The sequence below is a fragment of the Massilibacteroides sp. genome, assembly GCF_028705895.1.
GTDB lineage: Bacteria > Bacteroidota > Bacteroidia > Bacteroidales > Tannerellaceae > Massilibacteroides.
In genome coordinates, this window is the sequence record NZ_JAQWCQ010000008.1 from 41,592 (window position 1) to 68,171 (window position 26,580).

Below are 26,580 nucleotides of genomic sequence, written 5' to 3' on the forward strand. Positions count from 1 at the left end.
TACGCATGAAAAAGACAATTGTTGACCTGTTTGAAGGGTCTGTAAAGCAATACCCGAACAACACATTTCTGTGGGAGAAAAAGAAAGATAAATTCGAACCGACTTCTTACAAAGAGGTACAGGATCAGGTCTATGCACTCGGTGCCGGATTGATGGCTTTAGGTGTAAAAAAGGGGGATCATATGGCTTTGCTAAGTGAAGGGCGCAATGCCTGGATCATTGGTGAATTAGCGATGTTCTACGCGGGAGCTACAAATGTACCTTTATCTATTAAATTAGAAGAGGCGAACGACTTGTTATTTCGCTTACAGCACGCGGATGTAAAGTATATTGTCGTTTCCGGAAACCAGCTAAAGAAAATACAATCTATTTTAGATAAATTGCCTTTAGTAGAAAAAGTCATCCTATTTGACGAACAACCTCAATATGGAGAGAAAGAAATCTCCATGAATCAGGTGATCGAACTGGGTAAAGACTGGCTGAAAGAACATTCGCTGGAGGAACTTCTTACGGTTGCCCATTCTTTAACGAATGATGATTATGCAACAATTACTTATACTTCAGGAACTACGGCTGATCCGAAAGGGGTGATCCTGACTCATCGTAATTATACGGCAAACGTAGAGCAGTCGCTTACTTGCGTTGACATAGACAGCAATTGGCGTACATTAGTCATCCTACCATTGGATCACTGTTTCGCGCATGTCGTTGGATTCTATATTTTCATGTCTCAAGGTGCATCTGTTGCCACCGTACAAGTAGGCCGTACAGGAATGGAAACCTTGAAAAATATCCCGATCAACATTAAAGAAATCAAACCGTATCTTATTTTAAGCGTTCCTGCTCTAGCAAAAAGTTTTAAAAAGAACATTGAACAGGGAATCAATGCGAAAGGAGATACAGTCAAGAGTCTGTTTAATATAGGTTTGAAGATTGCTTATATATATAATGGTGATGGAGGTGATGATAAGGGACGTGGTTGGCGTTTTATACTGAAACCTCTTGTTGCTCTTTTCGATAAGATTGTTTTTTCCAAGGTACGTGAAAACTTTGGTGGAGAACTGAGATTCTTTATCGGAGGTGGTGCTTTACTTGATAAAGACCTGCAGAAATTTTATTATGCTATAGGTCTCCCGATGTATCAGGGATATGGATTAAGTGAGGCAACCCCTGTCATTTCGACCAACGGTCCGCGAAGACATAAATTCGGCAGTAGCGGTGTGTTGGTTCAGCCACTCGACGTCAAAATTTGTGACAATGACAGAAAAGAACTACCCAAAGGAGAAAAAGGCGAAATCGTCATTCATGGAGAAAATGTAATGGCTGGTTATTGGAAAAATCCTTCCTCAACACAAGAAACGATAATAGATGGCTGGCTCTATACAGGCGATATGGGCTATATGAGTGAGGATAATCTATTGTATGTTTTAGGACGATTCAAAAGCTTATTGATAGGTAGTGACGGTGAGAAATACAGTCCGGAAGGAATTGAAGAAGCCTTAGTGGAACACTCCCCGTCTATTGACCAATTAATTTTGTACAACAATCAGAATCCTTACACGGTCGCTTTGTTGGTTCCCAACAAAGAATATCTGAAAAAGAATGTAGCCGATTTTGCATCAGAAGAAGGAAAAGAAGAAGCAATCAGGCTAATTCTGAAAGACATCAACAAGTTCAAAAAAGGAGGCGAACTATTCGGTATGTTTCCGGAACGTTGGCTACCTGCTTCTTTTGCAGTGCTACCGGAGCCATTTACAGAACAAAACGGAATGGTAAACAGTACCATGAAGATTGTTCGGGGCAAAGTGGAAAAAGCATACGCAAACAGAATTGAATATTTATATCTGGCAGAGGGCAAGAATCCTCTGAATAGTGAAAACAAAAAATCTCTGTAATAGAATATACCACTAATAAAAATTTAGACTTATGAGTTTTAGAACAATTATTCCCACAGCCCTTGCAGGCATGGCCTTATTAATTTCAACGCCGATCTGGGCAGATGGAGTTGTCAACCAAAAAATTGACAAAGGATGGACTTTTAAACAAGAAAGAGGGAACAACTGGTATCCCGCAACAGTACCCGGTGTAGTACACACCGATTTGATGGACAACAAGATTATTGAAGATCCTTTCTTTCGATTGAATGAAAGAGGCGTTCAATGGATTGATAAAGAAGATTGGATTTACAAAATACAATTGAACGTATCGTCCGAGTTATTCGACAAAGATAATATTGAACTTGATTTCAAAGGATTGGATACTTATGCAGATGTTTATCTGAATGATTCTTGTATCCTGAAAGCAAACAATATGTTTCGTGAATGGAGAGTGGATGTAAAAGGTTTACTTAAAAAAGCGGATAACGAATTGCGTATTTATTTTCATTCTCCGATTAAAATGGATATACCTAAGTTTGACGCATTAAATTATGTAAATGAAGCAGGAAACGACCAATCGCAAAATGGGGGTGTCTTTGATAAAAAAGTAAGCGTCTTTGCTCGTAAGGCAGGTTATCATTACGGATGGGACTGGGGGCCTCGTTTGGTTACCAGCGGTATCTGGCGTCCGGTTTATCTGGAAGGATGGAACAATGCCCGGATTGATAATGTACACTACATACAGGAGAAGGTCTCTGCCAAACGTGCTAACATCAAAGTTAAAGCAGAAGTCCTTGCAGATAAAGCAGGAGAAGCTGTTTTAACGATCAAAGCTGATGGAATCAAGAACGGTTGGACAACGAAAGCCTCGCTCACCAAAGGGGTAAATCTGATTGAAAAAGACATTGTTGTTAACAATCCGAAACTTTGGTGGAGCAATGGTCTGGGTGAGCCTCATCTTTATTCATTTACGACAACCGTATCATTTAATGGCAAAGAAGCCGATAGCCGCACAGAAAATTTGGGTATCCGCGAACTGAAAGTGATCAATGAGAAAGACGAATTCGGACATACATTCTATTTCCGTTTAAATGGAGTAAATGTTTTTGCTAAAGGAGCCAACTACATTCCGCAGGATAATTTCCTTCCACGCCTCACATTCAAGAACTACGAAAAAACAATTCTTGATGCGGTAAATGCCAATATGAATATGCTTCGTATCTGGGGAGGTGGTATCTATGAAGAAGACATGTTCTACGAGTTATGCGACAAATACGGCATTTTAGTATGGCAGGACTTCATGTTTGCATGCAGTACCTACCCGATGAATCCTGAAATGTTGGATAATATCCGTCATGAAGCAAAAGATAATATCATTCGCCTACGTAACCATCCGAGTATTGCCATCTGGTGTGGGAATAATGAAAGTCACACGGCTTGGTTTAACTGGGGATGGATGCCTAAATTTAAAAAATTAGGTGTATTGGATGAAATGCGTAAAGATTATAAAGATGTTTTCCACGGTGTCTTAGAAGAAGCTGTAGCAGAATATGACCCAACAGCATTCTATTGGCCATCTTCACCTTACGGGGGCGATCCGGATGCCAAATGTGAATCGGGAACAGTCAATTGGAATCCAAACGGAGACGCACACTATTGGGGTGTATGGCATGCGAAGGATTCTATTGCAAATTACAACCATATACGTGCCCGTTTCTTCTCGGAATATGGTTTCCAATCCTTCCCGGAATATCAATCCGTATTGAAATATGCACCGGAAGAACGTGATCACGATATCTTCTCAGAAGTGATGATGGCTCACCAACGTGGCGGTAGTCATGCAAACGGACTGATAGAATGGTATTTGTTGAACGAATACCGCAAGCCTAAAGATTTCCAGAACTTCCTTTATATGGGACAATTATTGCAGGGAGACGCAATCAAGACAGCAATCGAAGCGCACCGTCGTGATATGCCTTATTGTATGGGTTCTCTTTACTGGCAACACAATGATTGCTGGCCGGTAGCTTCTTGGTCAAGCCGTGATTATTACGGACGTTGGAAAGCGCAGCATTATTTTGCTAAAAAAGCATTTGCTAATATTTTGGTTTCTCCTATTGCAGAGAATGGAACTCTTAATGTATATGTTGTTTCTGACAATTTATATAAAATAAAAGGCCACTTAATTCTCCGTGTATTAGATCTAAAGGGTAATGTTGTTACCACCCAAAAAGTCTATGTAACCCTGCCGGCAAATACCAGTAAAATCCAACTGACGGAAAAGATTGAAAAGTTGCTGGGCGATAAAAAAGCGAACGAAGTAGTTGTTAACGTTCGTTTCACTCCCAATAAAGGTGAAACAGTCTCAAGCAATTATTTCCTTACTCGTTATAAGGATATTGACTTCCCGAAAGCAAATATTAAACTACAATCGACACCTGCTTCGGATGGTTTTGACGTAACAGTTGAAAGCGACACATTTGCGCGCGGGGTATTTCTGAGTATTGAAGGAATAGACAATTTCTTCTCGGACAACTATTTTGACCTGCTTCCAGGAGAGCCGGTAAAAATACATGTAAAAACATCTTTGGATAAAATTACATTTGACAAACAACTAAAAAGTGTCAGTATAAGTGATGCCTATTAAGTCATCAGGTTATAAATTACAATAAACAGGGGTGGTTACAAAACATTAGTAACCATCCCTTTGTTTTTAGATTATTGTATGACTTACAATGCAGATTAAATATTATTAAAGACTAAGCATTAGGGAGCTTTAGGAAAAATAGTACCTTTGCAGTCATATTTTTTACAATTGCAACAGTTCAAATTTAGATGATCAAAATAATCCGCAATATATCTATCCTGTTTCTTTTTGTCATATTCGGGACTTTGCTTTCTCATGCGCAGAATATTACTTCTGCATCAGGCATTGTAAAAGATTCAATTTCAGGAGAACCGCTATCTTATGTTTCTGTAATTTTCGAGAATTCAACGATCGGAGCAATGACAGATGATGCGGGTAAATTCACTCTTCAGAACAACAGTGGGTTTACCAAACTTGTGGTTAGTTCTTTAGGATACGACACCAAAAGGATTCCACTGAAACAAGGGAGTAAAAACGAAGGATTGGTCATTTTGTTGTCTTCTACATCGTTTCAGATTTCCGAAGTAGTAGTAAAGCCGAAGAGAGAGAAATACTCCCGAAAGGACAATCCGGCTGTTGAACTAATTAAGAAAGTAATTGAGCGTAAAGACGAGAACAGAATCGAAGCAAAAGATCAATATCAGGTTGAAACATACGAAAAACTCAGTATTTCTTTTGACAATTTCAACCCTGATTTCGAAAAGAATGCCTTCATGAAGAAGCTGAAGTTTATCAAAAATTACTTAGATACTTCTGAATTCGACGGCAAACCGATTCTAACAGTATCCATCAGAGAAACATTAGCAGATCAATATTATCGCAAACATCCGAAATCAAACAAGACATTTATAAAAGGAAAGAGACTCCAGGGAATAGACGAGACAATCGATGAAGGAGGAATAACATCCAACCTTGAGGAGATATTTCAAAGCATTAACATATTTGATAACAACATCAATATATTATTGAATCGATTTGTAAGCCCGCTTTCTTCCACCTTAGCGGTAAGCTATTATCAATATTACATCATGGATACGCTTGATATCGGTGGAGACAAATGTGTTGACCTGGCCTTTGTTCCGGTCAACAGTCAGAGTTACGGCTTCACAGGAAGGCTATATATTACATTAGACGGCAACTATTCTTTAAAGAAATTCCTGCTTAATGTACCTCATAATATAAATCTTAATTTCGTTGACAGACTTCGCATTGAACAACAATTCAAGCAAATGCCCGACAGCACGTGGGTAGTTGACAGCGAGAATACATACATTAATTTCTATATTGTAAAAGGATCTCAGCAATTCTATGCCCATCAGTTGAGAACCTATAATCAGTATCAATTCGATATACCGAAGGCCGATTCCATATTCAATCAGATGGGACCTATACATATTGAGAAGATGGCAGATGCACGTCCGGATACATTCTGGATAAACAAGAGGCATGTACCTTTAAAAGAAAAGGAAAGCGCATTAGACGATCTGTTGGCAGAACTACGAAAAATACCGGTATTTAATGTATTGATAAAAACTGCTGAGATATTAATCTCCGGCTATGTTCCAACAGGTAGGGATCGAAGCACAAGTGATTTTGACTTTGGTCCTATGAATACGATATTAAGTTCCAATAAATTAGAAGGATTACGCGTTCGGGTTGGAGGTATGACAACCGCAAATCTTACCCCTCATTGGTTTGCCAGCGGTTATCTTGCTTATGGAATGAATGACCGGAAGTTTAAATACAACACCAAACTCACATACAGTTTTAATGAGAAGAAATATCATGAAGGGGAGAATCCTGTAAATAATCTTTCATTGATACAGGAATATGATCTATATACTCCTGGGCAAGACTTCTTATTTACATCAAAAGATAACGTATTCGTAGCCTTAAAAGTCGGCGCTCCGATAACTAAAATGAACTATATCAGGAAGTCTGAACTCCAATACCAGAAAGAGTGGCTTAACGGGCTCACGTTAACATCGTGGTATAAAAATCAAAATTCAGAAGCCGCCGGAACACTAAACTATATTCAACGGGATGAAAATGGTTCTTTGTTCCGTATTAACGACATAACAACATCGGAGTTCGGGTTACAACTTCGATTTGCTCCGGGAGAGAAAGCTTATTCGGGACGTGCAGGAAAAGAATCAGTCTTTAACTTAGCAAAAGATGCACCGATATTCAGATTATCACACCAACTGGGAACTGATATATTAGGTGGTGAATACAAATTCAACAGAACAGAAGCAAGTGCTGAAAAGCGTATCTGGTTATCTTCTTTCGGACATATAGACACACAGATTAAGGCAGGGAAGATATGGGACAAAGTACCTTTCCCGCTACTTATTATGCCAAATACCAACCAGTCTATCACTATACAGCCGGAAGCTTTTCATATGATGAATCCGATGGAATTTCTGACCGACCAATATGTATCGCTTAGCGCAACGTATTATCTCAAGGGGTGGATACTCAATCGTATTCCGGGAATAAACTGGCTCCGCCTGCGTGAAGTTGTTTCGTTCAATGGTGTCTATGGAAGTTTGTCGAACAAGAACAATCCGATGTATAGTAATAATTTGTTCCTATTCCCTGACGGCTCGCAACCAATAGGAAAAACGCCTTACATGGAAGTCAGCTTTGGTTTAGAGAATATATTTAAGATATTACGTATCGATTACTATAGAAGACTGAATTATTTGAATAATCCCGATATTAAAAAAGGAGGGATACGCATAGCATTACGCTTTTCCTTCTAATAAAAACAACGCATGACCTCTTCTGATTTCAATCCCAACAGAGCTCCAAATCCTTGGGCACTTCTGCCATTAGGGATATTTCTTATATCCTACCTTGTCGTTTCCATAATCGCTGGAGATTTTTATAAAATGCCGATATCCGTAGCTTTTGTCATTGCTTCAATTGTGGCTATCGGCATATCTAAAGGAGGCAAGATCGCAAACCGGATGGAGCAGTTTTGCCGCGGAGCCGGAGACAGCAATATTATGCTCATGGTTGTCATTTTCGTTTTAGCAGGTGCTTTTGCTGAAACAACAAAAGCAACAGGAGCCATAGATGCGGCTGTAAATCTGACATTATCCGTTATCCCCGGTAATCTTCTTGTAGCGGGTATTTTTATTGCGGGTTGTCTCATTTCTATTGCTATTGGCACATCCGTCGGAACAATCGTAGCTTTATCTCCTGTCATTGTCGGCATAGCTACAAAAACGGGTATTCCTACAGAAATGATGTTAGCATCTGTTGTTGGCGGAGCTATGTTTGGAGACAATTTATCATTTATTTCAGATACAACTATAATTGTTACCCGTACGCAAGGTTGTGACATGTCCGATAAATTTAAACTAAACATCAGAATTGTTGCCCCCATAGCTATTCTTACGTTATTATTATACATTTTTTTGGGGAATGAAGTAAGAGAAGCCTACCAACCCGAAGTAGTTGAATGGGTTAATGTAATACCTTATCTTATAGTACTTGTTATTGCCGTATTAGGCGTAAACGTAACCTTCGTCTTGGTTATTGGTATTATTCTTTCAGGAATTACAGGATTAATAACCGGACATATAGGTTTATGGGATTGGACTATTTCTATGGGAAAAGGAATCACAGGCATGGGAGAATTGATCATTGTTACGATTTTGGCTGGAGGAATGCTGGAAATGATTCGGTTTAACGGAGGAATAGATTGGCTAATATTAAAACTCACATCCCATATACACGGACGAAAAGGAGCTGAAACAAGCATGGCTGCATTTACAGCATTTGCAAATTTCTGTACAGCGAATAATACAATTGCATTAATTATTGCCGGACCGATAGCAAAGAACATTGCTACGAAATTTGATGTAGATCCTCGTCGGAGTGCAAGTCTGATAGACATTTTTTCCTGTGCAGTACAAGGGTTCATCCCTTATGGCGCACAACTTCTTATTGCCTCCGGTTTAGGAGAAGTATCCCCCTTAGAGATTATGCCCTACCTCTATTATCCTTACCTTTTAGGTGTCGGAGGAGCTTTTGCTATTTTGTTGGGATTTCCTAAAACCTCTAAAGCAACTATATAAAAAGGTTGATTCTCTTTAATATTGTCAAAAAAGCGTTAATCTTCCTCATTATTACTATCAAAAACCATTCTTCCTGTCTGTTTTCATCTATTTTTGAAGAATAAACATAGAATTCAATGATTATTCGCAAACTACTTCTTCTCGTATCCTGTTTTCTTTTGGCTGCAAATATAAGTGCGCAGTTATCAAAAGAAGACTCTCTATGGATTGAAGGAGTAAAGTCGGGCAAAATAAAAATAGAGTTAAACCCCGAAACAAAACGAGCCATTGAAGAAGGACGCCTAATCAGGTCTGACAAGCCCAATACCCAACTACTTGAATCATCCTCCGAGTTACCTATTTTAAAAGAATTTACAGGAATTCAACCAGAGGAAGAAGATACAGAAATAATAGACCTCTCTTCCCTCCCTCCCGGTGTGTTCATGTTATATGATATACCGGACAGTACGCAATTAAAAAGTTTGGTTTATGTGTCGAAAAATAGAGATTACATAAGCATGAAAAGAATATCAATCGGAAGCAAAGGATTTTATGTTACCGCGCATACAGGAGATTTAAGTCCGGAAATCAAAGACGGGCAATCTCGCGGAGGAGCATTAGCCGGTATCGGATACGCATTTTCGATGGAGGATATTCTACGTTATATATTCTGGCCCAGCGAACGGGCAAAGAAAAGAAACAGAAAATACGCTACCGCCTGGAAGACATATTAATCTGTTTATCGGGAAGTAATCACGAACATCCTTTCTGTAAGTCGCAAGATATTACTACTTTTGTCAACAAAAATAGTCAAAGACAATAGTGTATGAATGAACATAGTCCGATATATGAACGCAACACGCTGGAATTTGTCACAGTAGCTTTGGAATTTTGTTCATTTATCGAAAACACAAAAGAGGTAAGTTTATTTGATTTTGTTGATAAAGCAACTAAATTATTGCCTTTATTATATCTCAAGGCTGCTTTACTTCCGGAGATTGAAAGCGATGATGATATAGAATTAGAATTGACGGTAACAGAAGACATGTATGAATCTGTAAGAGAGCGCATAGCAGACTTGTTAGGCGAATATGATGCATACTTGGATACCTTTCATCCGGACATGCAATACAGTGATGCTCCTATTGCCGCATTTATTTCAGAAAACCTGGCAGACGTATATCAGGATACTGGCAATTTTGTATCTCTTTTCAGACAAGGGAACGAAGATATTATGCAGGAAGCGATGGCCGTTTGCCGTACAAATTTCATTGAGTTCTGGGGACAACCGCTTTTGAATGCCTTAAAAGCTATGCATTCATTAAGATACAATGCGTCTTTAGAACCGGACACAAACGAAGAGGAGCAAGAATAATGCAGTATATGCAAACAATAACTAAGGATCAGATAGCCCAACTACCTGTCGAAGAATATACAAAAAGAATTATCGTAGTTGATACTCAGGAAGATCTTAGTAAAGCAGTAACTTATTTACGTAATTTTGAAAAGGTAGGTTTTGATACCGAAACACGGCCGAGTTTTAAAAAAGGACAGACTTACAAAGTGGCGCTGATGCAATTGGCGATAGATGATGTATGCTTTCTTATCCGGCTGAATAAAGTAGGCATCCCGACAGAATTAAAAGACTTTCTGATCGATGATAAAACGCTTAAAATAGGTCTCTCTCTACGAGATGATTTTGGAGCTATGCGAAAACGAACCAATATAGAACCGGCTAATTTTATCGACCTTCAGGAGATGGTAGGTAAATACGGTATAAAAGAAGCAAGCTTACAGAAGATCTACGCGATTTTATTTAACAAGAAAATCTCCAAAGGACAACGGCTCACGAATTGGGAAGCAGATCATCTTACAGAATCTCAACAAAAATATGCAGCGTTGGATGCATCAGCTTGTTTGAAGATATACAATACTTTGATAAAAGAATAAATGAACAATTGTAGAGTATTACTTAAACCGAAGAAAGAGGAATCGTTACGCAGATTTCACCCCTGGGTTTTTTCAGGTGCAATAAATAAAATTGCAGGAAATCCGGAAGAAGGCGAATTAGTAGATGTATATAGTGCCGCAGGAGATTTTCTGGCTGTAGGGCATTATCAAATTGGAAGTATAGCAGTCAGAGTACTTTCTTTCACACCAATAGAAATTGATGCATCATTCTGGCAAGAGAGAATTCGCGTAGCTTACCAACTAAGGCGCTCACTAAAGCTTGCCGGCGTAGAAAACAACAATACTTATCGATTGATTCACGGAGAAGGAGACAGTCTGCCGGGACTCATAATAGATGTATATGCCAACACAGCAGTTATCCAGGCGCACTCGGTCGGCATGCACCTTGCCCGTAAACAGATCGCGGATGCGCTACATGCAGAAATTATAGAGATCAACAATATTTATTACAAATCGGATGCTACCCTCCCATTCAAAGCTAATTTAGAAAATGAAGACGGCTACTTGTATGATGGTAAAGAGATTGAAACGGCGATAGAGAACGGACTGCTGTTTCATGTGGACTGGGTAAAAGGACAGAAGACAGGCTTCTTTGTTGACCAACGCGAGAATCGTTCATTGCTTGAATTTTACTCTACCGGTCGGTCGGTTTTAAACATGTTCTGTTATACCGGAGGATTCTCATTTTACGCCATGCGTGGTGGAGCAAATTTAGTTCATTCGGTGGATAGTTCCGCAAAAGCAATCTCTTTGACAAAACAAAACGTGGAGTTAAACTTTCCGGGAGACGAACGACACGAAGCTTTTGCAGACGACGCGTTCAAATACTTAGACAAAATGGGAGATAATTATGATTTGATCATTCTTGACCCTCCGGCTTTTGCCAAGCATAAAAACGTATTGCGCAATGCATTACAAGGATACCGCAAATTAAATGCCATAGCTTTTGAGAAGATCAAGCCGGGAGGAATCCTGTTTACCTTTTCTTGCTCGCAGGTAGTAAGCAAAGAAAATTTCAGATTAGCAGTCTTTAGTGCTGCCGCCCAATCCGGTCGCAACGTGCGTATCCTTCATCAACTAACACAGCCGGCCGATCATCCGGTAAATATCTATCATCCGGAAGGTGAATACCTGAAAGGTCTCGTTCTGTTTGTTGAATAATATACGGAAAGAAAGTTTAACTAATTTAGTACAGATAACAGCCTCTTTTATTTACGGAAAAATTTCTTTATTACATGATAGGATTGTACCTTTGTCATGATTAATTATGGAAGTATTATTAGTCAGTAACATATAAAAATTGAATTATTATGTCTAAAGTAACAGTTGTTGGCGCCGGTAACGTAGGTGCAACATGTGCAAATGTTCTTGCATTTAATGAAGTAGCAGATGAAGTTATCATGCTTGATGTGAAAGAAGGCGTATCCGAAGGTAAAGCAATGGATATGATGCAAACTGCTCAATTGTTAGGTTTTGATTCTACATTGGTAGGTTGCACAAACGACTATGCAAAAACAGCAAATTCTGATGTTGTTGTTATCACTTCAGGTATTCCTCGTAAACCGGGAATGACTCGTGAAGAATTGATCGGTGTTAATGCAGGCATCGTAAAGACAGTAGCAGAAAATGCGTTGAAATATTCTCCAAATGCTATCCTTGTGGTTATTTCTAACCCAATGGACACAATGACTTACTTAGCACTTAAATCTTTAGGTTTGCCTAAAAACCGTATCATCGGTATGGGTGGTGCTTTGGATAGTTCACGTTTCAAATACTATCTGTCACAGGCATTAGGTTGCAATGCTAACGAAGTAGAAGGTCTTGTTATCGGTGGTCATGGAGACACAACAATGATTCCTTTGACCCGTTTAGCGACATACAAAGGAACTCCTGTTTCTACATTGTTAAGTGCAGAAAAATTAGAAGAAGTAGTTAAAGCAACTATGGTTGGTGGCGCTACTCTTACAGGCCTGTTAGGAACTTCTGCCTGGTATGCGCCAGGTGCAGCAGGAGCATACGTTGTTGAATCAATCATTCACAACCAAAAGAAACTTGTTCCTTGTTCAGTTGCTTTAGAAGGTGAATATGGCCAATCAGACATCTGTATCGGCGTTCCTGTAATCTTAGGTAAAAACGGTGTTGAAAGCATCGTAGATCTTAACCTGAATGCAGACGAAAAAGCATTATTCACTAAGAGTGCAGAAGCTGTTCGCAAGACAAATGATGTATTGAAAGAAATCAACGTTCTTTAAATCATTACAGAAATAAAACAGTAGTCATTATTTTTTGACGTACTGGATATTTTTAAAATTCCTCCTTTGTTTTTTACTGTGGTAAAAGAAAAACAAGGGAGGATTTTTTTTCATAAACTACCCGTTGAAGGAAACAAATATGCGCAAATCCAACCCTTCAAAACCGCATTTTTTATTCGTTGAAAATCAATGAATAAATCACCTCGAAAAATATAAAGGATATAATTGGAAAAATAAAGGATATTTTTCCAATTATATCCTTTATATTTTTTCATCAAATACTATGTCTTTACGGAGGCAGAATTAGAAGCTGGGAAGAGTACTTCAGCTTCGGTCGATCTCTATAATTAATACAGGATAATATTTGTACATTTGTAGGATTCTTGTAGGTACTAAAAAGAGATTCGTATGAAATATAAATTATTAGTGCTCGATGTAGATGGCACATTAGTTAATAGTGATAAAGAAATTTCCAAACAAACATTAGCAACGCTTCTTAAAGTACAACAGATGGGCGTGCGCATCGTTTTGGCTTCAGGGCGTTCTCCTTTTGGTTTACAACCATTGATTGAGAAGTTAGAACTAAGAAATCATGGTGGTTATGCGCTTGCTTATAATGGAGGTCAGGTGATTGATTTACAAAATGATCAGATATTATTTGAGAAAAGGATCGATCCTAAAATGTTTCCTTATTTAGAGAAAAAAGCACAAAAGAATGGCTTTGGCTTTTTCACTTATTATAAGGATAAATTAATCACCACTAATCCGGAAAATAAACATATTCAGGATGAAGCAAAGCTTAATGGCATGCAGATAGAAGCTGTAGAAAATCTTTCTGAAGCGACTGTTTTCTCTCCTTGTAAATGTGTTTTGGTTAGTGATGATGAACAAGCTTTGGTCGGATTAAAAGATCATTGGCGTAAACGTTTGGCGGGAGTATTGGATGTGTATCGTTCGGAGCCATTTTTCCTTGAAGTAGTTCCGGAGTTTATAGATAAGGGAAATACGTTGGGGGTTCTGATCGAGAAACTGGGCGTTGCGGCAGACGAAGTGATGGCAATTGGTGATGGCCGGCGTGATTTTTCTATGCTTCAAGTGGCCGGCTTGGGTGTTGCGATGGGTAATGCTCAGGATTCAATTCAGGCATGTGCGGATTTTGTGACTGAAACAAATGACAAAGATGGGGTTGCATTGGCCGTACAAAAGTTCATCATAGCGGAGGTACGCCCCACCGACGTGTCCTTGGATCAGCTAAATGCAGGTAGTCGTCATGCTCTCATGGGAAATCTGGGAATACAATATACCTATGCATCTGCAACACGTATCGAAGCGACAATGCCTGTGGACAAACGCACACGTCAGCCTTTTGGAATTCTTCATGGAGGAGCTACATTGGCACTTGCAGAAACAGTAGCCGGCTTGGGCTCCATGATTATTTGTGAGCCGGATGAGATTGTTGTCGGCATGCAGGTGAGCGGCAATCACATGTCGTCTGCCCATGAAGGAGATACGGTACGTGCCGTTGGAACAATTATTCATAAAGGACGATCATCGCACGTCTGGAATGTCGATGTGTTTACTTCAACCGACAAGCTTGTATCATCAATCCGTGTAGTAAACAGCGTACTTAAAAAGAGATGACAATCACAAAAGCAGATCAAATCTTAGACACTCTGATAGAGCAGAATAGAAGTTTTGTGATTTACCGTTTACCGGGCGAAACCTCTCCCCGTTTTCTGATGCAAACCACCGGTTCTCCTGAGGTTTTTCAAAACATTGAAGAGCTCAACGACAAAAAGGGATTTGTGATTGCCCCTTTCCGGGTTTCGGCAAGTTCTCCTGTGCTTTTGATACAGCCTGATTGTTTTGATTTAGACAAGGCCGTATTGACAAAACCAGAAGAACAGGAGCAAAGAAATCGTGAACAGAATAGTATTCATAATAGTATTGATAAAACTAAATACGGCCAATTGTTTGATCACTTTGTTTCTCCATTAAAGAAGGAAGAAATAAAGAAATTAGTTTTGTCGAGAACTAAAACAATAGAAAAAGAGAAAGCGTTTTCTCCGGGACGTTCATTTTTTAAAGCGGCAGAAAAGTATATCTATTCTTATGTTTATCTTTTACATACCCCACAAACGGGTACATGGTTAGGAAGCACTCCGGAAGTCTTACTTTCGAAAGATAAGAAGGTATGGAAAACAATAGCACTTGCCGGTACACGTTATCCGAATTCTACACAGATTTCGTGGGATGAAAAAAATCTGGAAGAACAGGAGGTGGTTTCATCTTATTTGCACAATCAGCTTTCTTCTTTCGGTATTATACCGGAAACAAAAGGACCTTACACGATAAAAGCAGGAGAACTCGCTCATTTACGAACAGACTTTCGTTTTCAGCTATCTGAACCGTATGCATTAGGAACTTTATTAAGAACACTCCACCCTACCCCTGCAGTATCAGGACTTCCCAAAAACGAGGCTTATCAATTTATTAAAAAAAATGAAGGATACGACCGTCTCTACTATTCGGGATTTCTGGGATTATTGGATATTGATGGCGAAACAGACATATATGTAAACCTACGATGTATGTTGATTGAAAAAAGTTCGCTTACTTTGTTTGCAGGTGGAGGTTTGCTCGCGTCTTCATCACCTGAGGAAGAATGGGAGGAAACCGAACAGAAACTACAAACGATGTTAGGGATACTTAAATAGCTTAATCATGTATTCAGACAAAAGAAGTGTTTTACAATTAGTAGCCTTACTTAAAGCGCACGGTATCACTCATATCGTATTATCTCCCGGTTCAAGAAATTCCCCGCTTATCCATTCTTTTGTCACAGATAACGATTTCACGTGTTACACGATTGTGGATGAAAGAAGCGCAGGCTTTTTTGCACTCGGGGTTATTCAGGCAATTAATAAACCGGTTGCCGTCTGTTGTACTTCGGGAACAGCCGTATTAAATTTGGGTTCATCAGTAGCTGAAGCCTTCTATCAGGAATTACCGCTGTTGGTCATCACTGCAGATCGTCCTCAGGCATGGCTTGGACAAATGGACGGGCAAACTATTCCGCAAATAAACATATTCCGGAGAATTACCCGTCATTCGGTTCAGCTTCCGCTAATAAGTAATAAAGAAGAAGAGTGGCATTGCAACCGATTAATTAATGAAGCGGTGCTTGCTTTGGATAACGGAATAAAAGGACCTACGCATATCAACATTCCTTTGGAGGAACCGTTGTTCCGGTTCGAAACGGAAGAATTACCTCAGGTACGTATCATACGAAAGTCATCAGCCGCTTATCAGGATAATGAGAGGGATGCGTACGAGAGTCGTTTCAATAATTACGACAAACGAATGATTATTGTCGGCCAACTTCCTCCGGAGAATGGGTTAGCCGAACAACTGAAAATTCTGGAAGAGGAATTTGGTGTGGTTGTTCTATCGGAACAACTATCTAATACCCCGCCAAATGAGATGTACCTTTTCGATACAATGCTGTATGCTGTATCTGAAGAAAAACGGGACAGGCTGATGCCCGACTTAGTTATTTCTTTAGGTGGTCATGTGGTTTCGAAACGATTGAAACAATTTCTTCGCTCAGCCCCTATCCATGAGCACTGGCATATCTCTCCTACAGGAGCAGTAGTCGATACTTTCCAGCAAGTTTCAGAAATTATCCGAAGTGATGAAACAACATTTCTGAACTATCTGATTGATAAAGCAGAAAAAAAGCAGTCCAACTTTAAAGAGCTTTGGGAAGAGGCCTGTTCCGCTATTTCCGAGCCGGAAACCGGATTTTCTGATTTATCTGTAGTATGCCGTTTTATGCGCCATCTTCCTCAAAAATCAGTATTACAACTGGGAAACAGCAACAGTATCCGCTTGGCTCAACTGTTTAAACTGCCGACTGAAATAGACGTATTTAGTAATCGGGGAACGAACGGTATTGACGGCTCGCTTTCAACGGCAGCCGGTTTTAGTGCATCTTCCGAGAAACTGACCTTTCTTTTAATTGGCGATTTGAGCTTTTTCTATGATATGAACGGACTTTGGAATAATCATAAAAGGAACAATCTCCGCATATTACTGAATAATAATGCCGGTGGAGAAATATTCTACACTTTACCGGGATTAAATAAGTCCGAAGCCTTAGAGGAGCATATAGCGGCATCTCATCAGACAAGTGCTAAGGCATGGGCAGAGCAGCAAGGGATACTTTATCTGTCTGCGCAAAACGAAAAAGAATTGGAACAACATCTGCCGGTTTTCTTTACTCCGGTGAAAGAGCAACCTATTCTGTTGGAAGTTTTCACCTCTATGGCCGAAAACGCGGAACAAATAAGAGCATATTATCATCAACAAAAAAACAATCTAAAATAATGGCAAGCAGAGAATGGACTACAATTAAGGAATACGAAGATATTCTTTTTGACTTTTATAATGGTATTGCACGAATCACGATTAATCGTCCGCGTTATCGTAATGCTTTTACTCCGACAACAACCGGTGAGATGAGTGATGCGTTACGTATTTGCCGCGAAGAAGCAGAGATTAGCGTAGTTGTAATTACAGGAGCAGGAGATAAAGCCTTTTGTTCGGGTGGCGACCAGAATGTTAAAGGAAAAGGTGGTTATATAGGAAAAGACGGCGTTCCTCGTTTGAGTGTATTAGATGTACAAAAACAGATTCGCTCTATCCCAAAGCCGGTCGTAGCAATGGTAAATGGTTACGCAATCGGGGGCGGTCATGTACTGCATGTGGTTTGTGACTTATCGATTGCTTCCGAAAATGCGATATTCGGTCAAACAGGACCACGTGTAGGAAGTTTCGATGCAGGGTTTGGTTCGTCTTATCTGGCACGTGTAGTCGGACAAAAGAAAGCGCGCGAGATCTGGTTCTTGTGTCGCCAGTATAATGCTCAGGAAGCATTGGAAATGGGATTAGTAAACAAGGTGGTTCCGTTTGAACAGTTGGAGGACGAAGTAGTTGACTGGGCGGAGACAATGATGCAACATAGCCCTTTAGCTCTTCGCATGATCAAGGCAGGCCTGAATGCTGAGTTAGACGGACAAGCTGGAATACAAGAATTGGCGGGAGACGCAACCATGCTTTATTACCTCACTGAAGAAGCTCAGGAAGGTAAAAATGCGTTTTTAGAAAAACGGAAACCGAACTTTAAGCAGTTTCCTAAACTTCCCTAAATCTGTCAGCCAGTGTTTCAGATAAAGCTCATCCCATACACGCTTCACTTCAAACAACCGGCAGGTACGTCAAGAGGTGTCTATACGAAACATAAGGTTTGGTATGTCGTCTTTATTGACAAAGACGACAGTTCCCATTATGGGATTGGCGAATGTGCTCCTTTACATGATCTCAGTTGTGATTATACCGCCAACTATATAGAAGAATTAGCGTCTTTTTGTAAACTAACGGAAGATAGTCAGACCGTTAATACAGAATTACTCCGCAACTATCCTTCTATCTTATTTGGCATGGAAACAGCCATGCAGCATTACAGACGGGGGAAATGGCGCTTGTGGGACACGGCATTCAGCCGTCATGAAGAAGGCATACCTATCAACGGACTGATCTGGATGTCTGATTATGAAAACATGCTTCAACAGATTGAAACCAAACTAAAACAAGGCTTCCGGTGTATCAAACTCAAGATCGGAGCGATTGATTTTGAGAAGGAGCTTGCTTTGTTGCGTTTTATTCGCCTTCATTATCCGGCAGATGAAATAACAATCCGGGTGGATGCGAACGGCAACTTTTCGAATGAACACGCGTTGACTAAATTAGGGCAATTAGCCGAGTTGGATATTCATTCTATCGAACAACCTATCAAGGCCGGTCAATGGACGGAAATGGCTAAACTAACCTCTTCTACCCCCTTGCCTATTGCTTTGGATGAAGAGTTGATCGGAATAAACAACCCGGTTCAGAAAAAACTTTTGCTGGAAACGATACGTCCGCAGTATATTATTCTGAAACCGTCTTTGCATGGTGGTTTGACAGGAGCATCGGAATGGATTGAATTAGCGCGTGAACTAAGTATAGACTGGTGGGTTACTTCTGCTCTGGAATCAAATATCGGACTGAATTGTATTGCTCAATGGTGCGCCACCTTCAATAACTCTTTACCTCAGGGATTGGGAACGGGTATGTTATACACCAATAATATAGCAATGCCGTTAGCCATAGAAAAAGACAGGTTATGGTTGAATCCGGAAGGTTCTTTTCCCGACATAACCGCACTTCAATCTTAATTAATGTATTGGGCATGATTTCTTCTTTTACACGTCAGTTATATCAGTTTCTCAAAGATTGGTTTTCCGATTCTCCCACAATCCGGATACATACGTCGGGTTCTACAGGAGCACCTAAGGAAATAACTGCCCGTAAAACACAGATGATTGAAAGTGCCAGGATGACTTGCGGTTTTCTGGGATTGAAAGAAAATGATAAAGCTTTGTTGTGCTTACCTTTAGAATACATAGCCGGAAAAATGGTTGTGGTTCGCGCCCTGTATGCCGGACTCGATCTTTATCCCGTAGAACCATGCGGACATCCGTTGGCCGACACAGACATAGTTTTCGATTTTGCCGCCATGATTCCCCTGCAGGTATATAACTCCTTACAAATACCGGAAGAACGTAAAAAGTTATCCGAAATAAAACATCTTATCATAGGAGGAGGAGCTATGGATGAAGCTATGGAAAAAGAATTAGCCGACTTTCCGAATGCGATTTATTCAACTTATGGAATGACGGAAACGCTTTCGCATATCGCTCTGCGCAGACTAAACGGAATAAATGCAAGCCCCTATTATACGCCATTACCAACAGTAAAACTTAGTCTTTCTGAAGAGAACACCTTAGTTATCGATGCTCCGCTTGTTTCGGACGAACCACTAATAACCAATGATATTGCCGAATTAAGAACAGACGGAAGTTTTCGTATTCTCGGCAGAAAAGACAATGTGATCAATACAGGAGGCATAAAAGTACAGATAGAAGAGGTAGAACAGCTTCTGAAACCTCATATCGTTTCTCTATTCGCTATAACCTCTGTTCCCCACCCTAAATTAGGAGAAGCCATTGTCTTATTAGTCGAATCCGATATAGAGAAAGAAAGTATAAAGAACGCCATACGTCAACTACTCTCGCGGCACAAACAACCGCTCGGCATTTTTCAGGTAGCGCGTATTCCTCAAACAGGAAATGGTAAACCAGACAGAATCAGGATAAAAAAACTGGCAGAACAAATCTGTCCTGCCAGTACATTAACACACATTTAGTATAAAACTACTATACAAACTAACCCCAATTTTTATCTTTTCGTATAGGACAACAAACGCTGTTCGCCTTCTAATTGACGGTAATGCGTTAAATCCTGCGTGCATTCGATAACGCCAAGATATTCTCCGGCTTCATTCCGAAGCGCTATGTATTCTATGTAAACAAACATACCTTTGAAATTAATCCAGAAAGCAGCATTCGATTCTTTTCCACTCTTAAAGTCCTCTAATATCTGTTCTACAATATGCACGCTATGAGGCGGATGGCAAAGTTGAACGCTACGTCCGATAATCGCTTTGTTGCGATCAAAAATCCGGTGCGGCCCTAAAGAGAAAAACTTCACTTTGTCGTCTTTATCAACAAAAGTTATATCCATTGGCAGCAGATTGAAGAAAGCCGTCAGCTCTTCCACAGAGAAACTACCGGTCGGTAATCTCACACTTCCTTTTCCGGAATAGCTCACCTCGCTTACTTCTATATTCTCAGGTTTCCACTCTACTTGGGGATCATACAGACAATAACCAAACTCCATCGTCTGATCATAAATATGATACCATTCTTCTTCTGTCAACGCATCGAGACACATCGGCAACAGAATCTGCTCTTCTTTAAAGATCATTCCCTCTATCGCACCTAAAGCCGGTTCAAGAATGTCGACAATCGCAGCCATCAAATCGGGGGCTCCTTTGGTGTTACGCGTATTCAGAAATTCATGTGCCTCTTTGAGCATGGCACGTGTTTCATCGTGCTTCCCCCACATTACTTTAGGAGGGCCGGTTATACCATGCTTCTCCATGAAAGGAAACAGCAAATACTCTTTCCGGCGATAATGTTTATCGACATCTGAAAGTTCATTGAATGCCGTCTTCAATGCAATCATATAATTCATAAAATCCTCCGGTTTTAGGGAAGGAGCTTTTACAAATAACTCACGCGTGCGATCAATCACTTTCGTCAGCTCAATATTTTCTTTTTTGAAGGTATCAACGGGGTGTCCGGGAGGATAAGGCGCTGCATTATCTTGTATAATGTGCCCTTCTAAAACGGCTGTATGTATATCACAAAACTTTAATACTTCTTCTTCGGGAAGCCCTTCGGAGATAAGCTCTTGTTCAACTTCGACCACTTCTCCATACGGGATGCGGCTCAACAAACCGATCAACTGATTACGGACAACTTCCGGTGCTTCTCCGGAATGCAACTGCAAGATAAGATGCTTTAAAAGCTCTTTTCTTTTTTCTGAATTATTAATTAGTTCACTCATAGCTTTAATCTGTATTAATTTATCAGCAAAGCTATGAGTAGTAAGGCCTTTAAATATGTCTCATTTGTTACAAGTTTGACTCTTTTTCGTGATATGGCAGTATAAGGTTCAAAAGTACACCGATAATAGCCGCCAATCCGATTCCTGTCATAGAAAATTCGCCGACCTGAAAGATGGCTCCGCCGATACCAAAAGTCAACGTCAAAGAAACAATGATCAGGTTACGCGTATTTCCCATATCTGTTTTGGCATTCACTAACGTACTGATGCCAACCGACGCGATTGTTCCGAAAAGCAACATCATAATTCCGCCTAATACTGATTCGGGAATGGACTTCAACACGGCACTAACCTTGCCCACAACGGAAAATAATATTCCTGCTACTGCAGCAATTCGAATAACAGCCGGATCCGTAATTTTCGTCAATGAGATAGCTCCTGTTACTTCTGCATAGGTAGTTACAGGAGGCCCTCCCAGTAATCCCGCAACGGAACAGGCAACTCCATCTCCAAGCAAAGTACGATGCAAGCCCGGATCTTTCACAAAATCCTTGCCCGTAACCCCATTAATGGCATAAACTCCACCGATATGTTCAATGACCGGAGCTATTGCTACAGGAACCATAAACACAATTGCTCCCCAGGAAAATTCCGGTCGTACAAATTGAGGAAGTGCTAACCAGGCTGCTTCTTTTATTGGTTGGTAGTCGATTATACCGAAACAAGCTGAAGCAATATATCCTGTTATGATACCAATAAAAATAGGTATTAGTTTTAATAACCCTTTACCTAACATCGAAACTAAAACGGCAGCAGCTAAGGAAATCAATGCAATCGTCCAATTACTTTTGGCCATATTCACACCCGATCCGGCTAAAGACAGACCGATTAGAATGATAACCGGGCCGATCACTGCCGGAGGAAATAAACGATTAATTAACTGCAAGCCCCTCCATTTAACAAGGAAACTCATCAAACCGTACACACCTCCTACTGCGATAAGTCCGCACATAGTTCCGGCAAGACCGTATAACTCGGTTGCTTTAATTATCGGTGCGATAAAGGCAAAACTACTTCCCAGGAAAAGAGGAACTTTTCCCTTCGTTATTAAATGAAAAATCAGGGTACCTAAGCCTGCGGTAAACAAAGCTGTTGAAGGGTCTAAGCCAACTAATAGAGGGACAAGGACTGTAGCGCCAAAAGCTACGAATAGAAACTGAACTCCTACAACAGTTTTCTGTACCGGATTCAGTCGTTTTGCATTTTCCATTAACTAATAAAGATTATATTTGCGCAAATATAATTATAGAATTTAAAACTATGTCATCAATTAGTAATCAAACTGCAACAGCTTATTTTGCGTCGGGTTGTTTCTGGGGTACGCAATATCATTTTTCAAAAGCGCAGGGTGTGATAAGTACAGCGGTAGGTTATATGGGCGGACACGTGGACTCACCTTCTTATCAAGAAGTTAAAACGGGAACCACCGGCCATCTGGAAACAATTGAAGTTGTTTATGATCCTTCCAAAACAAATTATGAAGCATTGGTGCGCCTTTTTTTTGAAACACATAACTTTACGCAGACAGATGGTCAAGGTCCGGATATAGGAAGTCAATATCTGTCGGCAATCTTTTACAGAGACGAAGAACAATTAAAGATTGCTCAGGAATACATAGGCATACTTACCTCGAAAGGATTTGTAGTAGCCACAACGCTTAGACAAGCAGAAACATTCTGGGTGGGTGAAGACTATCATCAGCACTATTACGACAAGAACGGTTCTTCACCCTATTGCCATATTTACAGGAAGATTTTTTGAACACATAACAACAATTGAAATTCAACAACTCATTTTTTCAAAAAAAGACATCAGGTGGAACTTCTTTTACGCGCTTGTCAAAAATAGATAAAAGTTTAGTCGATCCGTCGGAATATTCAATCTTTAATATTTACAGGTATAGTATATCCTAATTCATTGGGATGGTTTTTATCCTGGAACCAATAGGAATCTCCACCGTTTGACTCTATATAGTATAGATTTGTATAACTAAAGTCTTTATCAACCTCTTTCAATTCATTCATTACATTTTCAGGAATCTTCGTATCAATTGGTAACTCATATTCTGTTTTTTCCCAAAAGTCAAAGGGATAATCAGCATCAATCCCTCCAAAAAATACGTATTTAATAATATTATCATGTAATATAAAATATTCATGAATCCCTGCATTATTTATATATCCCCGAATCTCAGCCCCTGAATATTTGGTTTCTATAAATTTGAAATGTGACGAGGGTAAATCAGGCCACCAAGTTTGATCATTCGGTTTTAGGCTATACATAGCCAGATAAAGTCCGTCATCATTGATAAATACGTGGTGTTCCAACTTGTCAACATCTTTCCAGGGGTATTGAAAATGTAGGGTATAAAGGCTTTGTTTCATATCGGCACGTTCCGTCCGAGAGACATCCAGAAGTGGTGTGTTTTTATAAGGCAAATCATTAAAGGATTTTTTCACTTCTGAAGGAAGACTGTTGACATCCTTAAACAGAGTATGTGTCAGTTTCCAAACTTCATTGACATAAGTGATTGTTGTTTCATTTTCGGTTTCATCGATAAAATTTATTTCGTATCTATCATCATAATTTGAGACTGAGAGAACTGTTCCTGAAGGATTTCTTTTTGCTAAATCAGACTTTATATTCACAGGAAGTTCCTGTTCTTTTATTACATCATCATCACTACTACATCCAACAAATACGACAAACAATGTACTTAACAGAACACAATTAATCAAATTTATTCGTTTCATTTTTCTCGTCTTTTAATCTAAAGTTTAAGAATTTGCTTATACACCTACAAACTTAAATAATATCAAGAACAAATTATGAAATAGAAAGAAATTAATTTCAAGACATATTCAGTAGTCAGGAGAGTACACGGCAATAAGACGCAACAACAAGTTACGCCGAGTGCAAGGATTACGAAAGGCTTGCAGTTCGTAATCATTCGCTTTCTGCTTCAAAATTTCGTTTTTCGTCAATGATATATTCGGGACGGGCTTTGACTTCGTCAAAGAGGATACCGATGTATTGTCCTAAAACTCCTACCGTTAATAACTGCACACCACCAAAGAAAGTAACAATTGTAACAATAGAGGTCCATCCACTTTCAGCGTTGCTAAATCCATAGATCTTACCCAAAGTAAACCAGACAGCGAGGAAGAGGCCAACAATAACGGACAAAAAGCCTAACCCTGCTGCTAACTTCAATGGTTTCTTGGAAAAATAGAGCATCGCGTTTGAAGCAAATTTCAGCATCTTACTAAGTGGATATTTGGTCTCTCCTGCGATTCGCGGATCACGATCATAATAAAATGGTACTTGCTTAAAGCCTACCCAGCTTATCAATCCCCGAATATATTTCCCTCGTTCTTTGAAGCGGTCGAATTCGTCCATCACCTTACGATCAATCAAGCGAAAATCTCCCGTGTCAAGCGGAAAATCGACTTCACTCATGTAATTCATCATGCGATAGAACATCTTTGCAGAAAACTTCTTGAATATACTTTCTCCCTGACGGGAATTACGCACACAATAAACCACATTTGCTTGTTCCTTTTCCTGAAGAGCTAATAATTCCGGAATCAGTTCTGGAGGATCCTGCATATCAGCATCAATAATAATAGCCAGTTCAGCATCACAATTATTCACTCCGGCAGTAACGGCAGGTTGATGCCCGAAATTACGCGAAAAATGAATCACCTTGACGCGGGGATCAGAGACAGCTATCCCATCCAAGAGATAACGGGTTTTATCCTTACTTCCATCATTTATATAAATAATTTCAGCCGGATTTGGCAATGAAAGCACCACCTCTTTCGTACGTCGGTAAGATTCAAGGATAACTTCTTCTTCGTTATAACACGGAACGATAATGGCTACTTTTTTCATTCTGTATTTATGATTTAAAGGTATAGAACTTATTCATAACAAAGTTTATAACCGTGTAAAAAGCCATAGCTATCAACTGATTATAATAAGAATCTATTGTAAGGTTTGCATTGAGATATAACAACAAACCAAGCTGCAACAAATAGCAAACGGCAAAGACAATTCCAAACCGGAGTGCACTGGAAGACCAGCTTGCAGAACTCTTAAAAGTCCACTGTTTGTTCCAGACAAAACTATTTATCAAGCCGGCTACATACCCCACAATATTGGATATTACATCAGAAACACCAAAAATCTTCATCATTACCCAGATAACGGCAGCCGTTATCAACGTATTCCCCACACCTACAAGGCCATATTTAATCGCCTGATTGATTATTCCCATATTTTTTATCCAAAACATCCCGCACTTCTTCTTCGGAGAGTTCCTTTACATTCGTAATTGTATATGAATTATACAAGAAATTACCGTAAAGATTGCATTCGTTTATAACCTTATCTAATAAATCTTTAATGTTTAACCTGACAGGTACAAGAGCGACTAATTCTACATATATATCATGTATCGTCAAACGTTCTATTTCACAATCATCAGACTCAAGGTAATAAGCAAATTCTCGTTCTATTATCTGCCTGTGTAATTGTTCAAACGGCTTATTCTCCTTTGAAGGAAACATCATATAAAACCGTAATTTTTCTCCTCTACCACCCAAACCGGTCGAAATATAAACCTGTTTTTCGTCCGATAATTCCGACTCTAAAGAGATCCGGCTTTCCATTAAAGCCATATAAGCCCAGTCGGTCACATCTTCCGAAGAATGAGTCACATACTCTTCCAAAGCTCTAAAAGCTCTCACCTGTCTCGATGCAGCCAACGAAGTAAGCACATAGCGCTTATATTCGGTACTTGTCTCCTCATCGTTCAGCATCTCAATAAAAGAATCATATTCTATATCCGTCAATTCATTGCGTTCTTTTCTGATCTGCTCTGAATATTTGAAATATTCCATCTGTAATTCTACCGGCACCCGTTGTTCAAGTATATGAAAACGACCATCTATTTTACTGAAAGAGTCACGGAATTTTGAGAAAACGTCTTCTTTATCTTTCATAACCCTTTGTTTTAAATGATTAATACTTATGTAACCATAATAAACAGAACAAAGTTAGTGATTTTTACCAAAAAGATTCTAATACGGTTAAAATAAAGGTGAATCAGATATTCGTTCATAACTCAT

At 39.6% G+C, this 26,580-nt stretch carries 22 protein-coding genes; 16 read left to right on the forward strand and 6 right to left on the reverse strand.

Translation table 11 applies throughout. The features are described 5' to 3' along the window. Positions 1 to 5: 5 nt before the first annotated feature. The 15 genes from PHT93_RS03405 (at position 6) to PHT93_RS03475 (ending at position 20,123) form a co-directional block, all read left to right on the forward strand. Entirely contained in the window at positions 6 to 1,895 is a 1,890-nt protein-coding gene (locus PHT93_RS03405; protein WP_300239480.1) for an AMP-binding protein, read from the forward strand. Between the two features lie 70 nt (positions 1,896 to 1,965). Then, a complete protein-coding gene (locus PHT93_RS03410) occupies positions 1,966 to 4,524 on the forward strand; it encodes a glycoside hydrolase family 2 protein (RefSeq protein ID WP_300239568.1) in 2,559 nt (852 codons plus the stop codon). 188 nt (positions 4,525 to 4,712) lie between these two features. Then, positions 4,713 to 7,289 (forward strand): DUF5686 and carboxypeptidase-like regulatory domain-containing protein, encoded by a 2,577-nt coding sequence (locus PHT93_RS03415; protein WP_300239482.1) that lies wholly within the window; start codon positions 4,713 to 4,715, stop codon positions 7,287 to 7,289. A gap of 12 nt (positions 7,290 to 7,301) precedes the next feature. Then, the gene (locus PHT93_RS03420; RefSeq protein ID WP_300239485.1) at positions 7,302 to 8,612 is read left to right on the forward strand and encodes a Na+/H+ antiporter NhaC family protein; all 1,311 of its coding nucleotides are present in this window, start codon (positions 7,302 to 7,304) and stop codon (positions 8,610 to 8,612) included. Positions 8,613 to 8,728: 116 nt separating this feature from the next. Continuing rightward, positions 8,729 to 9,325, forward strand: a complete 597-nt coding sequence (locus PHT93_RS03425; protein ID WP_300239488.1) for a hypothetical protein — start codon at positions 8,729 to 8,731, stop codon at positions 9,323 to 9,325. 92 nt (positions 9,326 to 9,417) lie between these two features. Beyond that, on the forward strand, positions 9,418 to 9,966 hold the full coding sequence (locus PHT93_RS03430) for a DUF5063 domain-containing protein (RefSeq protein WP_300239490.1): 549 nt from the start codon (positions 9,418 to 9,420) through the stop codon (positions 9,964 to 9,966). A gap of 8 nt (positions 9,967 to 9,974) precedes the next feature. Then, positions 9,975 to 10,541 carry a 3'-5' exonuclease gene (locus PHT93_RS03435; RefSeq protein ID WP_300239492.1) on the forward strand — a complete coding sequence of 189 codons (567 nt, stop codon included), beginning with the start codon at positions 9,975 to 9,977 and terminating at the stop codon, positions 10,539 to 10,541. Next, entirely contained in the window at positions 10,542 to 11,723 is a 1,182-nt protein-coding gene (locus PHT93_RS03440) for a class I SAM-dependent rRNA methyltransferase (RefSeq protein ID WP_300239494.1), read from the forward strand. Between the two features lie 149 nt (positions 11,724 to 11,872). Further along, the gene (mdh, locus tag PHT93_RS03445; RefSeq protein ID WP_300239497.1) at positions 11,873 to 12,814 is read left to right on the forward strand and encodes a malate dehydrogenase; all 942 of its coding nucleotides are present in this window, start codon (positions 11,873 to 11,875) and stop codon (positions 12,812 to 12,814) included. Positions 12,815 to 13,222: 408 nt separating this feature from the next. Continuing rightward, positions 13,223 to 14,455: a Cof-type HAD-IIB family hydrolase gene (locus tag PHT93_RS03450; RefSeq protein ID WP_300239500.1), complete on the forward strand. Its 1,233-nt coding sequence runs from the start codon at positions 13,223 to 13,225 to the stop codon at positions 14,453 to 14,455. After that, the gene (locus tag PHT93_RS03455; RefSeq protein ID WP_300239502.1) at positions 14,452 to 15,531 is read left to right on the forward strand and encodes an isochorismate synthase; all 1,080 of its coding nucleotides are present in this window, start codon (positions 14,452 to 14,454) and stop codon (positions 15,529 to 15,531) included. Before PHT93_RS03450 ends, PHT93_RS03455 begins: the two co-directional genes overlap by 4 nt. 7 nt (positions 15,532 to 15,538) lie before the next feature. Beyond that, complete coding sequence (menD, locus tag PHT93_RS03460) at positions 15,539 to 17,203, forward strand: 2-succinyl-5-enolpyruvyl-6-hydroxy-3-cyclohexene-1-carboxylic-acid synthase (protein WP_300239504.1); 1,665 nt, start codon at positions 15,539 to 15,541, stop codon at positions 17,201 to 17,203. After that, positions 17,200 to 18,024 (forward strand): 1,4-dihydroxy-2-naphthoyl-CoA synthase, encoded by an 825-nt coding sequence (gene menB, locus PHT93_RS03465; RefSeq protein ID WP_300239571.1) that lies wholly within the window; start codon positions 17,200 to 17,202, stop codon positions 18,022 to 18,024. The genes menD and menB overlap by 4 nt, the downstream gene beginning before the upstream one ends. A gap of 12 nt (positions 18,025 to 18,036) precedes the next feature. After that, positions 18,037 to 19,092: an o-succinylbenzoate synthase gene (locus PHT93_RS03470; RefSeq protein WP_300239506.1), complete on the forward strand. Its 1,056-nt coding sequence runs from the start codon at positions 18,037 to 18,039 to the stop codon at positions 19,090 to 19,092. Beyond that, a complete protein-coding gene (locus tag PHT93_RS03475; protein ID WP_363318618.1) occupies positions 19,041 to 20,123 on the forward strand; it encodes an AMP-binding protein in 1,083 nt (360 codons plus the stop codon). The genes PHT93_RS03470 and PHT93_RS03475 overlap by 52 nt, the downstream gene beginning before the upstream one ends. Positions 20,124 to 20,155: 32 nt before the next feature. Here the strand turns inward: PHT93_RS03475 and PHT93_RS03480 are convergent, their stop codons facing one another. Both PHT93_RS03480 and PHT93_RS03485 read right to left on the reverse strand, forming a co-directional pair. After that, on the reverse strand, positions 20,156 to 21,388 hold the full coding sequence (locus PHT93_RS03480; RefSeq protein WP_300239508.1) for a DUF438 domain-containing protein: 1,233 nt from the start codon (positions 21,386 to 21,388) through the stop codon (positions 20,156 to 20,158). A 67-nt stretch (positions 21,389 to 21,455) separates the two neighbouring features. Beyond that, a complete protein-coding gene (locus PHT93_RS03485) occupies positions 21,456 to 22,658 on the reverse strand; it encodes a uracil-xanthine permease family protein (RefSeq protein WP_300239511.1) in 1,203 nt (400 codons plus the stop codon). Positions 22,659 to 22,708: 50 nt separating this feature from the next. Between PHT93_RS03485 and msrA the strand changes: the two genes are divergently transcribed. Beyond that, the gene (gene msrA / locus PHT93_RS03490; protein WP_300239513.1) at positions 22,709 to 23,209 is read left to right on the forward strand and encodes a peptide-methionine (S)-S-oxide reductase MsrA; all 501 of its coding nucleotides are present in this window, start codon (positions 22,709 to 22,711) and stop codon (positions 23,207 to 23,209) included. 116 nt (positions 23,210 to 23,325) lie between these two features. Here the strand turns inward: msrA and PHT93_RS03495 are convergent, their stop codons facing one another. The 4 genes from PHT93_RS03495 to PHT93_RS03510 all read right to left on the reverse strand — a co-directional run bounded on the left by PHT93_RS03495 (position 23,326) and on the right by PHT93_RS03510 (position 26,454). After that, a complete protein-coding gene (locus tag PHT93_RS03495; protein ID WP_300239516.1) occupies positions 23,326 to 24,201 on the reverse strand; it encodes a hypothetical protein in 876 nt (291 codons plus the stop codon). A 193-nt stretch (positions 24,202 to 24,394) separates the two neighbouring features. Beyond that, entirely contained in the window at positions 24,395 to 25,342 is a 948-nt protein-coding gene (locus PHT93_RS03500; protein WP_300239519.1) for a glycosyltransferase family 2 protein, read from the reverse strand. A gap of 7 nt (positions 25,343 to 25,349) precedes the next feature. Further along, positions 25,350 to 25,727, reverse strand: coding sequence for a GtrA family protein (locus tag PHT93_RS03505; RefSeq protein ID WP_300239521.1), 378 nt, complete (start codon positions 25,725 to 25,727; stop codon positions 25,350 to 25,352). After that, positions 25,702 to 26,454, reverse strand: a complete 753-nt coding sequence (locus PHT93_RS03510; protein WP_300239523.1) for a hypothetical protein — start codon at positions 26,452 to 26,454, stop codon at positions 25,702 to 25,704. The genes PHT93_RS03505 and PHT93_RS03510 overlap by 26 nt, the downstream gene beginning before the upstream one ends. Positions 26,455 to 26,580 lie beyond the last annotated feature (126 nt).

What these genes read in the sequence shown, in the direction of transcription:
- PHT93_RS03455 (WP_300239502.1), top strand. Translation starts at nt 14,452, where the DNA reads ATGACAATCACAAAAGCAGATCAAATCTTAGACACTCTGATAGAGCAG.
- PHT93_RS03405 (WP_300239480.1), top strand. Translation starts at nt 6, where the DNA reads ATGAAAAAGACAATTGTTGACCTGTTTGAAGGGTCTGTAAAGCAATAC.
- PHT93_RS03425 (WP_300239488.1), top strand. Translation starts at nt 8,729, where the DNA reads ATGATTATTCGCAAACTACTTCTTCTCGTATCCTGTTTTCTTTTGGCT.
- PHT93_RS03510 (WP_300239523.1), bottom strand. Translation starts at nt 26,454, where the DNA reads ATGAAAGATAAAGAAGACGTTTTCTCAAAATTCCGTGACTCTTTCAGT.
- PHT93_RS03430 (WP_300239490.1), top strand. Translation starts at nt 9,418, where the DNA reads ATGAATGAACATAGTCCGATATATGAACGCAACACGCTGGAATTTGTC.
- PHT93_RS03420 (WP_300239485.1), top strand. Translation starts at nt 7,302, where the DNA reads ATGACCTCTTCTGATTTCAATCCCAACAGAGCTCCAAATCCTTGGGCA.
- PHT93_RS03480 (WP_300239508.1), bottom strand. Translation starts at nt 21,388, where the DNA reads ATGAGTGAACTAATTAATAATTCAGAAAAAAGAAAAGAGCTTTTAAAG.
- PHT93_RS03435 (WP_300239492.1), top strand. Translation starts at nt 9,975, where the DNA reads ATGCAAACAATAACTAAGGATCAGATAGCCCAACTACCTGTCGAAGAA.
- PHT93_RS03500 (WP_300239519.1), bottom strand. Translation starts at nt 25,342, where the DNA reads ATGAAAAAAGTAGCCATTATCGTTCCGTGTTATAACGAAGAAGAAGTT.
- mdh (WP_300239497.1), top strand. Translation starts at nt 11,873, where the DNA reads ATGTCTAAAGTAACAGTTGTTGGCGCCGGTAACGTAGGTGCAACATGT.
- PHT93_RS03485 (WP_300239511.1), bottom strand. Translation starts at nt 22,658, where the DNA reads ATGGAAAATGCAAAACGACTGAATCCGGTACAGAAAACTGTTGTAGGA.
- PHT93_RS03495 (WP_300239516.1), bottom strand. Translation starts at nt 24,201, where the DNA reads ATGAAACGAATAAATTTGATTAATTGTGTTCTGTTAAGTACATTGTTT.
- PHT93_RS03410 (WP_300239568.1), top strand. Translation starts at nt 1,966, where the DNA reads ATGGCCTTATTAATTTCAACGCCGATCTGGGCAGATGGAGTTGTCAAC.
- PHT93_RS03505 (WP_300239521.1), bottom strand. Translation starts at nt 25,727, where the DNA reads ATGGGAATAATCAATCAGGCGATTAAATATGGCCTTGTAGGTGTGGGG.
- PHT93_RS03440 (WP_300239494.1), top strand. Translation starts at nt 10,542, where the DNA reads ATGAACAATTGTAGAGTATTACTTAAACCGAAGAAAGAGGAATCGTTA.
- msrA (WP_300239513.1), top strand. Translation starts at nt 22,709, where the DNA reads ATGTCATCAATTAGTAATCAAACTGCAACAGCTTATTTTGCGTCGGGT.
- PHT93_RS03450 (WP_300239500.1), top strand. Translation starts at nt 13,223, where the DNA reads ATGAAATATAAATTATTAGTGCTCGATGTAGATGGCACATTAGTTAAT.
- PHT93_RS03415 (WP_300239482.1), top strand. Translation starts at nt 4,713, where the DNA reads ATGATCAAAATAATCCGCAATATATCTATCCTGTTTCTTTTTGTCATA.
- PHT93_RS03475 (WP_363318618.1), top strand. Translation starts at nt 19,041, where the DNA reads ATGGTTGAATCCGGAAGGTTCTTTTCCCGACATAACCGCACTTCAATC.
- menD (WP_300239504.1), top strand. Translation starts at nt 15,539, where the DNA reads ATGTATTCAGACAAAAGAAGTGTTTTACAATTAGTAGCCTTACTTAAA.